The 9,524-nt window shown below is 67.8% G+C and carries 6 protein-coding genes and 2 rRNA genes (1 of these 8 cut by a window edge); 3 read left to right on the forward strand and 5 right to left on the reverse strand.

All coding sequences use genetic code 11. From position 1 onward, the window contains the following. From BN2279_RS07080 to BN2279_RS07090, 3 genes are all read left to right on the forward strand, one after another. A 23S ribosomal RNA gene (locus tag BN2279_RS07080) occupies nucleotides 1–2,541 on the forward strand; it begins 569 nt to the left of the window's first position. Between the two features lie 62 nt (nucleotides 2,542–2,603). Next, nucleotides 2,604–2,720 (forward strand): 5S ribosomal RNA (rrf, locus tag BN2279_RS07085). A 101-nt stretch (nucleotides 2,721–2,821) separates the two neighbouring features. Next, the gene (locus BN2279_RS07090) at nucleotides 2,822–3,304 is read left to right on the forward strand and encodes a GNAT family N-acetyltransferase (RefSeq protein ID WP_059007585.1); all 483 of its coding nucleotides are present in this window, start codon (nucleotides 2,822–2,824) and stop codon (nucleotides 3,302–3,304) included. On the opposite strand, the gene BN2279_RS07095 is transcribed toward BN2279_RS07090, so the two are convergent. From BN2279_RS07095 to BN2279_RS07115, 5 genes are all read right to left on the reverse strand, one after another. Then, on the reverse strand, nucleotides 3,291–4,535 hold the full coding sequence (locus BN2279_RS07095) for a type IV secretory system conjugative DNA transfer family protein (protein ID WP_059007587.1): 1,245 nt from the start codon (nucleotides 4,533–4,535) through the stop codon (nucleotides 3,291–3,293). The genes BN2279_RS07090 and BN2279_RS07095 overlap by 14 nt on opposite strands. Before the next feature lie 33 nt (nucleotides 4,536–4,568). Further along, nucleotides 4,569–5,984, reverse strand: a complete 1,416-nt coding sequence (locus tag BN2279_RS07100) for an ATP-binding protein (protein WP_059007588.1) — start codon at nucleotides 5,982–5,984, stop codon at nucleotides 4,569–4,571. A gap of 78 nt (nucleotides 5,985–6,062) precedes the next feature. Further along, complete coding sequence (locus BN2279_RS07105; protein WP_059007590.1) at nucleotides 6,063–7,634, reverse strand: SCO6880 family protein; 1,572 nt, start codon at nucleotides 7,632–7,634, stop codon at nucleotides 6,063–6,065. After that, nucleotides 7,631–8,899 (reverse strand): hypothetical protein, encoded by a 1,269-nt coding sequence (locus BN2279_RS07110; RefSeq protein ID WP_059007592.1) that lies wholly within the window; start codon nucleotides 8,897–8,899, stop codon nucleotides 7,631–7,633. Before BN2279_RS07110 ends, BN2279_RS07105 begins: the two co-directional genes overlap by 4 nt. Further along, entirely contained in the window at nucleotides 8,889–9,422 is a 534-nt protein-coding gene (locus BN2279_RS07115) for a hypothetical protein (protein WP_059007594.1), read from the reverse strand. The genes BN2279_RS07110 and BN2279_RS07115 overlap by 11 nt, the downstream gene beginning before the upstream one ends. Nucleotides 9,423–9,524: the final 102 nt, after the last annotated feature.

Raw genomic sequence — 9,524 nt, forward strand, 5'->3', positions numbered from 1 at the left:
ACCGCGGGAGCGGAGTGAAATAGTACCTGAAACCGTGTGCCTACAAGCCGTGGGAGCGTCGCAGTGGGCACTTGTTGTCTGCTGTCGTGACTGCGTGCCTTTTGAAGAATGAGCCTGCGAGTTTGCGGTGTGTTGCGAGGTTAACCTGTTGGTGGGTAGCCGTAGCGAAAGCGAGTCCGAAGAGGGCGGTTGAGTAGCATGCCCAAGACCCGAAGCGGAGTGATCTAGCCATGGGCAGGGTGAAGCGTGGGTAAGACCGCGTGGAGGCCCGAACCCACCAGAGTTGAAAATCTGGGGGATGACCTGTGGTTAGGGGTGAAAGGCCAATCAAACTCCGTGATAGCTGGTTCTCCCCGAAATGCATTTAGGTGCAGCGTCGTGTGTTTCTTGCCGGAGGTAGAGCACTGGGTAGGTGATGGGCCTTACCGGGTTACTGACCTTAGCCAAACTCCGAATGCCGGTAAGTGTGAGCGCGGCAGTGAGACTGTGGGGGATAAGCTCCATGGTCGAGAGGGAAACAGCCCAGAGCATCGACTAAGGCCCCTAAGCGTGTGCTAAGTGGGAAAGGATGTGGAGTCGCAGAGACAGCCAGGAGGTTGGCTTAGAAGCAGCCACCCTTGAAAGAGTGCGTAATAGCTCACTGGTCGAGTGATTCTGCGCCGATAATGTAGCGGGGCTCAAGTACACCGCCGAAGTCGTGTCACCGCATCTTTTGGTGTGGTGGGTAGGGGAGCGTCGTGTGCTGGGTGAAGCAGCCGTGGGAACGTGTTGTGGACGGTTCACGAGTGAGAATGCAGGCATGAGTAGCGATTCACACGTGGGAAACGTGTGCGCCGATTGACTAAGGGTTCCTGGGTCAAGCTGATCTGCCCAGGGTAAGTCGGGGCCTAAGGCGAGGCCGACAGGCGTAGTCGATGGATAACCGGTTGATATTCCGGTACCCGCCGTGAAGCGCCAGCGCTGAATCTCTTGATGCTAAGCCCGTGAAGCCGCTGGTGATCCCTTCGGGGTGATCCAGAGTGGTGGAGCCGGTGGCCCGATGGGGTAGTAGGTGAGTGATGGGGTGACGCAGGAAGGTAGTCCATCCCGGGCGGTGGTTGTCCCGGGGTAAGGGTGTGGCCCGTCGTGCAGGTAAATCCGTGCGACATTAAGGGTGAGGCCTGATGCCGAGCCGATTGTGGTGAAGTGGATGATCCTATGCTGTCGAGAAAAGCCTCTAGCGATGTTTCATGGTGGCCCGTACCCTAAACCGACTCAGGTGGTCAGGTAGAGTATACCGAGGCGTTCGGGTGAACTATGGTTAAGGAACTCGGCAAATTGCCCCCGTAACTTCGGGAGAAGGGGGGCCGTTCCCGGTGAAGGCATTTTCTGCTGGAGCTGGGGGTGGCCGCAGAGACCAGCGAGAAGCGACTGTTTACTAAAAACACAGGTCCGTGCGAAGCTGTAAGGCGATGTATACGGACTGACGCCTGCCCGGTGCTGGAACGTTAAGGGGACCGGTTAGCCTTTCGGGGCGAGGCTGGGAACTTAAGCGCCAGTAAACGGCGGTGGTAACTATAACCATCCTAAGGTAGCGAAATTCCTTGTCGGGTAAGTTCCGACCTGCACGAATGGCGTAACGACTTCTCGGCTGTCTCAACCATAGGCCCGGTGAAATTGCAGTACGAGTAAAGATGCTCGTTTCGCGCAGCAGGACGGAAAGACCCCGGGACCTTTACTATAGCTTGATATTGGTGTTCGGTTCGGTTTGTGTAGAATAGGTGGGAGACTGTGAAGCGTCGGCGCCAGCCGGTGTGGAGTCGTTGTTGAAATACCACTCTGGTCGTGCTGGATGTCTAACCTGGGTCCGTGATCCGGATCGGGGACAGTGTCTGGTGGGTAGTTTAACTGGGGCGGTTGCCTCCTAAAGGGTAACGGAGGCGCCCAAAGGTTCCCTCAGCCTGGTTGGTTATCAGGTGGTGAGTGTAAGTGCACAAGGGAGCTTGACTGTGAGACTGGCGGGTCGAGCAGGTGCGAAAGCAGGGACTAGTGATCCGGCGGTGGCTTGTGGGAGCGCCGTCGCTCAACGGATAAAAGTTACCCCGGGGCTAACACGCTGATCTTCCCCAAGAGTCCGTATCGACGGGATGGTTTGGCACCTCGATGTCGGCTCGTCGCATCCTGGGGCTGGAGTTGGTCCCAAGGGTTGGGCTGTTCGCCCATTAAAGCGGTACGCGAGCTGGGTTTAGAACGTCGTGAGACAGTTCGGTCCCTATCCGCTGTGCGCGTTGGAGTCTTGAGAAGGGCTGTCCCTAGTACGAGAGGACCGGGACGGACGAACCTCTGGTGTGCCAGTTGTTCTGCCAAGGGCATGGCTGGTTGGCTACGTTCGGGAGGGATAACCGCTGAAAGCATCTAAGCGGGAAGCCTGCTTCGAGATGAGGACTCCCACCCACTTTGATGGGGTAAGGCCCCCGTGAGACCAGCGGGTTGATAGGCCGGAGATGGAAGCTCCGTGAGGGGTGGAGTTGACCGGTACTAATAGGCCGAGGGCTTGTCCTCAGATGCTCGCGTCCACTGTGAATTCTTCAGCCAGTGAACTGTTGGAATTGCCTTCGTGGTGTTCCGGTGGTCATGGCGGAGGGGAAACGCCCGGTTACATTCCGAACCCGGAAGCTAAGCCCTCCAGCGCCGATGGTACTGCATGGGGGACCGTGTGGGAGAGTAGGACACCGCCGGACAATTATTAGATGGATGAGTAAAGCCCGCCGAAATTTGTCGGCGGGCTTTGTCATTTCTCCCGTGCGTTGCGGTCCGTGGGACCGGGTGGAACCATCGGCCCATGGTGTACAGGATCCGGCAGACGCACCGCGACGACTGGGAGAAGCTCAGGGAGTTGCGACTCGCCGCCCTCCAGGATCCCGTCGCGCCGGTCGCGTTCTTTGAGCCGTACGAGGAAGCCGTGCGCCTCGCCCGCGACGAGTGGGAGCGCCGCGCCGCCGGGCAGCGAAGCGTCATCTTCATCGGGGAGACCGAGAACGGGACCTGGGGCGGCATGGTCGGCGCCTTCGCCAGGCGCCGGCTCGTGTACGTCGTCGGCGTCTACATGCTGCCGGACCACCGGGGCACCGGGCTGGCCGCCGCGTTGATGCGAGCCGCGATCGACTGGGCCGACGGGCTCGAAGTACGGCTGCGCGTCCACGAGAACAACAAGCGCGCCGCCCGGTTCTACGAGTCGCTGGGCTTCCGTCCCACCGGCGGCGCCGACCGGGACCCGCGCGATTCCTCGCTGCGCGCCTACGAGTTGGCGCTCAGGCCGGGGTGATGACCGTGAGACCGGGCTGGGCCTCGGTCAAGGCGTCCACCAGGGCCGCGCGCAGGCCGGCCGTCTCCTTGTGGTCGCCCACGATGTAGAGCGTGCCGCTCTCGCCCGTCAGATTGTCCAGGGCCAGGGCGTCCCCCCGGCCGGGCGTGCAGACCTGCCGGATGTGCAACTGCTCCAGACCCGCCAGCGCGCGGCCGATGATCAGCAGCGCGGCGTCCCGCCGCCCCGGGTGCGAGGTCAGCGTGCTCTCCAGCTCCATCGACGCGCCCCCCGCCGCGCGGGAGTGGGTGCGCAGGATCTTCGCCGGCTCGCCCGTGGACCTGCCGTGGGCCCAGCGCTGCACCTGCGTGAACGGCACCCCGGCGAGGGCCGCCGCGTGCAGGTAGCAGCGCAGCAACGTCTCGGCCGCCTCCGCGTCGAGCCGGAACACCGGCTCCGCCGGGCGGAACGGCGCCAGGAGCGCGGCGGCCCGGCGGCGGGCCGCCGTCATGTCCTCGCAGCCGCGCTGCGGCGCCCAGCGCAGACGGACGGCGGCGTCCGTCACATGGCCCGGGTCGTAGACGTGCACCGGGCCGAACGCGCGGCGGCGTCGGCCCGTCGTGGACCACAGGCCGCCGTCCGCGTCGAGGACCACCAGCCCGGCGGGGGCGTCCGCGATCGCCCGCGCCACGGCCGGTTCCTCCGCGGACGCCGCGAGCGCGGGAGCGGGCGGAGTGGCCGTCGTCGCGGCGACCGGCGGCACCGGCGCGACCACGGCGGCCGGGAACTCGGGCTCGCGCGGAGGCGGCGCGGTCTCGATCACGGGGGCCGGTTCGGGAACAGGCACCGGCTCCTCCGCCGGCCGCGGGGCGTCCCGGCGGGCACGCCAGCGCGCCAGCCGGACCATCACCCACAGCACCGTGGCGAACAGCAGCGCCACCTGGCCGAGGAAGACCAGCCACAGCAGCGACGCGTTCGGCAGCGTCTCCGGCGCCGCCTCCGGCCAGGCGCCCGCGACATCCCCGGGCGCCGTGAGCAGCGCGCGCATCGCCCCCGCGGTGCGGGGGAACGACACGCCCACCGGCCACTCGCCATGCCGGAGCCAGCCGGCCAGGCAGGTCGCCGACCAGGTGAACGCGGTCAGGCCGACCAGGGCCGCCAGGGTGCCGACCAGCAGCCCGTCGGGCACGCCGCCGCCCCGCTTGGCGGCCGGTCCGGCGGGCGGCCGGGGTGCGCGCTGCTCGTAGGACATCTTCCAGGCTCCTGGGGATGGCGCTGTCCGGCGCTACCGGACTCCCTGCCGTTTCTCGAAGGACATGACGCGGGCTGCCGTCTCCGCCTCGTACGGGTCCTCGTCGGCCGGGAGGAGGTCCTCCTCGGCCAGGGCCCTGGGGGCGGACTCCGTCATGGCGCGGTCGGTGAAGACCAAGGGGCGCTCGGCCTCGGTGACCAGGTGCTTGACGACCTGGACATTGCCGTTGACGTCCCAGACGGCCATGCCGGGGGTGAGCGTCGGGATGATCTCGACGGCCCAGCGCGGCAGGCCGAGCACCTGGCCGGTGGCTCTGGCCTCGTCCGACTTCTGGGCGTAGATGGTGCGGGTGGACGCCATCTTGAGGATGGCGGCGGCCTCCTTGGCCGCGGCGCCGTCCACGACGTCGGAGAGATGGTGGACGACGGCGACGAAGGAGAGACCGAGCCGGCGGCCGAACTTCAGCAGGCGCTGGAAGAGCTGGGCCACCGACGGGGAGTTGATGATGTGCCACGCCTCCTCGACCAGGAAGATGCGCTTCTTCCGGTCCGGCCTGATCCAGGTGTGCTCCAGCCAGACACCGACGATCGCCATCAGGATCGGCATCGCGATCGAGTTGCGGTCGATGTGCGACAGGTCGAAGACGATGAGCGGCGCGTCGAGATCGATGCCGACCGTCGTCGGGCCGTCGAACATGCCGCGCAGGTCACCGTCGACGAGGCGGTCGAGGACCAGGGCCACGTCGAGTCCCCAGGCCCGCACGTCCTCCAGCGCGACGTTCATCGCGTCGGCCGCCTCGGGCAGGGGGTGGCGCAGCCGCTCCACGATGTCGGTGAGGATCGGCTGGCGGTCGGTGGTCGTCTGGTGCACGTAGGCGTGCGCGACCTTCAGCGCGAACCCGGCGCGTTCGTCCAGCCCGCGGCCGAGGGCGACTTCGATGATCGTGCGGAGCAGCGCGAGCTGGCCCGTCGTGGTGATCGCCGGGTCCAGGGGGTTCAGCCGGATGTCGCTGTCGAGCGCCGCCATCGGATCCAGGCGGATGGGCGTGATACCCAGCTCCTGCGCGATGAGGTTCCACTCGCCGACGCCGTCCTCGCCCTGGGCGTCGAGCACGATGATCTGCCGGTCACGGAACCGGAGCTGGCGCAGCACGTACGTCTTCTCCAGCGCCGACTTGCCGTTGCCGGACTCGCCGAGCACCAGCCAGTGCGGGGCCGGGAGTTGCTGGCCGTAGAGCTGGAAGGGGTCGTAGATGTAGCCCTTGCCGGAGTAGACCTCGCGGCCGATGATCACCCCGGAGTCGCCGAGGCCCGGCGCGGCGGTCGGCAGATAGACGGCCTGGGCCTGCCCCGTGGAGGTACGCACGGGCAGCCGGGTCGTCTCCGTCCTGCCGAAGAGCAGGCTGGTGAACGCGTCGGTGATGGCGGTCAGCGGATCGCGCGGCGACATGGTGGCAGCACCTCCTTCACGTTCCTCACGTGCCTCTCGTCCGTCCGGTTCGTCGTCCCGTTGGTCACGCCGCGATGCTCATCGCCGGATCCCCGTGGCGAAGGGGAGCGTGTTGACGAACGCCCGGTGGTGCTCGCGGTCGCACCACTCAAGCTTCAAATATGACTTACCAGCGGACGCGCGGATAGTCCGCTTGTCGCGGGCCAGGGCTTCGGGGTGGGGAGAGGAGACGGTGATGTAGCCGACGAGGTTCACCCCGGCGGCGCCGGAGGCCAGGTCGTCGCCGCGCTGGTCGACGCGGCCGTGGGCGGCCACGTCGCGCGGGTCGACCGTGCGGTTCATCTTCGCGGCGCGGGACGCCTCCGCCTCGTCGTTGGTCTTCTCCGTCAGCATGCGCTCGATGGCGATCTCGGTCGGTTCGAGGTCCATGCAGACGGCGACGGTGCGGATGACGTCGGGGGTGTGAACGAGCAGCGGGGCCAGGAAGTTGACCCCGACCGGGGTCATCGGCCACTCCTTGACCCAGGCGGTGGCGTGGCACCACGGCTCGCGGGTGTCCGACTCGCGGGTCTTGGCCTGGAGGTACGTCGCCTCCCTGGCGTCCAGCTCGGCCGGCCAGGCGTTCCGCTTGGACATGGCCTGGATGTGGTCGATCGGGTGGTCCGGGTCGTACATCGAGTGGATGAGGGAGGCGAGCCTCGCCTCGCCCAGCGGCTGCCGGACGCGGATGTCGGCCTCGGCCAGGCGGGCGCAGATGTCGGTCAACTCGCGCGCCATGACGATGGCGAGCGCCTCGTCCTGGGACATGCGGCGCTTGCCCCCGGCGGGGCGCGGGGCGCGGGAGGAGCGGGACGCGCGGGCGATGGCCTGGGCCTCGTTGCTCAGCTCGCGCGAGTGGTGCATGCACGCCACCAGATAGGCGCGGTGCTGCTCGCTTGAGGTCGAGACCATGGACTGCAACTGCTCGTAGGACTCCTGGATCCAGTGCGGCGCGTCCATGTCGCCGCGCTCGCGCACGTCGTTGGCGTGCGCGTCGGGGTCGGCGGGGGGGGGGCGGGCCCGCATCTGGAGGCGCGTCACATGGCCGTCGCCGTTCGCGACATGCTTCAGCAGCGTGCCGAACCGCTCGACCAGGGCCTCCTGGTCCTCGCTGTCGCGCAGGCCGACGCCCGGCCCCTCGATCTCGATGGCGGCGGTGATGGTCCTGCGGTCGCTGTGCAGCAGGACCGCCAGCTCGTCGGGCCCGAACGCGGCGGCCAGCCACCGCACCCGGCCGACGCCGGGAGGGGCGCCGATCTCGACCTCGCGGCCGTCGAGCGTCGTCCCCGCCTCGGCGGCCTCCGACCGGTACGTGGCACCGGTGCGCAGGGTGCGGCGGTAGGAACGGGAGATCTCGAACCACTTGTAGAACGTGCGGCCGTTGTACGGCATGTAGACGACGGCGAACGCCATCAGGGGGAAACCGGCCAGGCCGATGATGCGCAGGAACAGGACGGGGATGAGCAGGCCGCTCATCATGCCGAGGAACGCGCCGACCACGATGAGGGCGATCTCGCCCGTCTCGCGGTTCTTGCCGACGATGGCCTGTGGCCGGGCGCGTCCGATCAGATAGGTCCGGCGCCTGGTGAAGGTCTGCGGCGGGGCGCTCACCGACTACCTCCTCGATTCCCTTGATTCCCGGTGCGGCCACTGGGGCCAGAAGACGATGATGGCCCGGACTGGCCCGTACGGGAACTGTGCGCGGCGACTCCGCCGGCCAGCGGGTTGGCCGGGCGCCCCCCGCCCGCGCCGCCACCGGCGCCCCCGCCGCCCGCGGCGTCGCGGGTGCCATGGGTGCTCATGCCCTGGCGGAGCATGGTGGCCGGGGTGGCGATCGCGGCCTTCGCCGCGTGGTTGGAGGTGTCCTGGCGCATCTGGCGGTGGTTGACGATCTCGTCGCCGAAGCCGGGCACGAAGCGGTAGATCATGGCGGACGCGAAGATGGCCAGGAGGATGATGGCCAGCCCGGAGATGATCGACGAGACGGCGGTCGGGCCGTCGTCGGTGGTGAGCGCGCCGGCGAGGCCGAGCACGATCACGATGACGGGCTTGATGAGGATGACCGCGACCATGATCCCGGCCCAGCGGCGGACGTGTCCCCACAGGTTCTTGTCGACCAGCCCGGCGTAGACGGCGGTGCCGAGGAGGGCGCCGACGTAGAGCATGGCGGCGCGGATGACGAGCTCCAGGGCGAGGACGCCGGCGGCGAGGATGGAGATGAGGGAGACGACGATCAGCATGATCGGCCCGCCGCCGATCTCCTCGCCCGCTTCCAGGGCGGCGGCGAAGTCGCCGAAGAACGCGTCGGAGTTGTCCCCGGTGCCGGCCACGATCGCCTCCGTGACGCCGTCGGTCGCGGAGACGACGACGTAGAGGCCGAGCGGGGTGAAGGCGGAGGCCATGACGGTGAGCCAGAGGAAGCCGACGGCCTCGGACAGCGCCGTGGTCAGCGGCACGCCCCGGATGGCGCGCTTGACGATGGCCAGCAGCCACAGGACGAGCGTGAGGACCGTGGAGGCGGCGAAGACGACGGCGTACTGGCGGAGGAAGGACGCGTTGGTGAAGTCGACCTCGGTGGTCGCCTCCACGAGGTCCGACAGCTCGCCGACGATCCAGGCGGCGGCGTCGGCGCAGCCCCGGGCGAGGGACGACAGGGGGTCGAGCGAGTCGCTGAGCGGATCGTCGATTCCGCCGCCTCCGCCGTCCTCCTCCGAACCACCGGCGTCGCCCTCGCAGTAGTCCCGCGCGGCGCCCGAGATCAGCTCGCAGTCCTCCTCGTCGGCGCGGGCACCGGGCGCTTGGGCGAGGCCGAGCGTCAGGGTGCCCGCGGAGGCCGTCGCCAGGGTGGCGAGGCGGAGGCGGGGGCTAACGCGCATAGGTGAACCCTCCGTACTCTTCGACCGCTTCCGCGATCTCGTCCGCTCCGGAGACCACGCTGTCGCCGCCCACGGGAGTTGGTCCGTCGGTCTGCTCGGTGCTGACGACCCGCCAGTCCCCGTTCTCCCAGGCCAGGGAGAGGTGCAGGGTGAACCAGGTGGTCCGCACGGGGTTCTGGGAGTCGACGCCCGCGATGCCGAAGAGGCCCGTGCACCACACCGCGATCTCCGCGGTGGTGGTCGAGTAGGTCGTCACCGAGGTGCCGACGGGCATGGTGCGGTTGACGAACGTGTACCCCTCGGGGACGCCGCCCTCGGCGTCGAGGCCGATGTTCTCGTTGAGCTGGGGGCTGTAGTCGGCGTCGTACGCGTCCTGGAGGTCGCCGCGCGCCGAGGCGGCGCTGATCGTGTCGATGATCTCATGCCGCTGGTCCGCGTCGAACATGCCGGTGCCGCCGAGGGCCACCGCGTAGTTGGCCGCCGCGCTCTGGGCGCCCTGCTCGGCAGATTGTCCGAGGATCATCCGAACCGCCTTCCCTGCGCCGTCCCGTCCGCGCTCTGATACTGGCCAGCGATGTGGAGGGCAGACGCCATGGAGCAGGCCGCACCGACCACCTACACCACC

It is taken from the genome of Streptomyces specialis (genome assembly GCF_001493375.1).
Classification (GTDB): domain Bacteria; phylum Actinomycetota; class Actinomycetes; order Streptomycetales; family Streptomycetaceae; genus Streptomyces; species Streptomyces specialis.

Coding starts and splice junctions, on each gene's coding strand:
- BN2279_RS07090 (WP_059007585.1), top strand. CDS start 2,822: ATGGTGTACAGGATCCGGCAGACGCACCGCGACGACTGGGAGAAGCTC.
- BN2279_RS07095 (WP_059007587.1), bottom strand. CDS start 4,535: ATGTCCTACGAGCAGCGCGCACCCCGGCCGCCCGCCGGACCGGCCGCC.
- BN2279_RS07100 (WP_059007588.1), bottom strand. CDS start 5,984: ATGTCGCCGCGCGATCCGCTGACCGCCATCACCGACGCGTTCACCAGC.
- BN2279_RS07110 (WP_059007592.1), bottom strand. CDS start 8,899: ATGCGCGTTAGCCCCCGCCTCCGCCTCGCCACCCTGGCGACGGCCTCC.
- BN2279_RS07115 (WP_059007594.1), bottom strand. CDS start 9,422: ATGATCCTCGGACAATCTGCCGAGCAGGGCGCCCAGAGCGCGGCGGCC.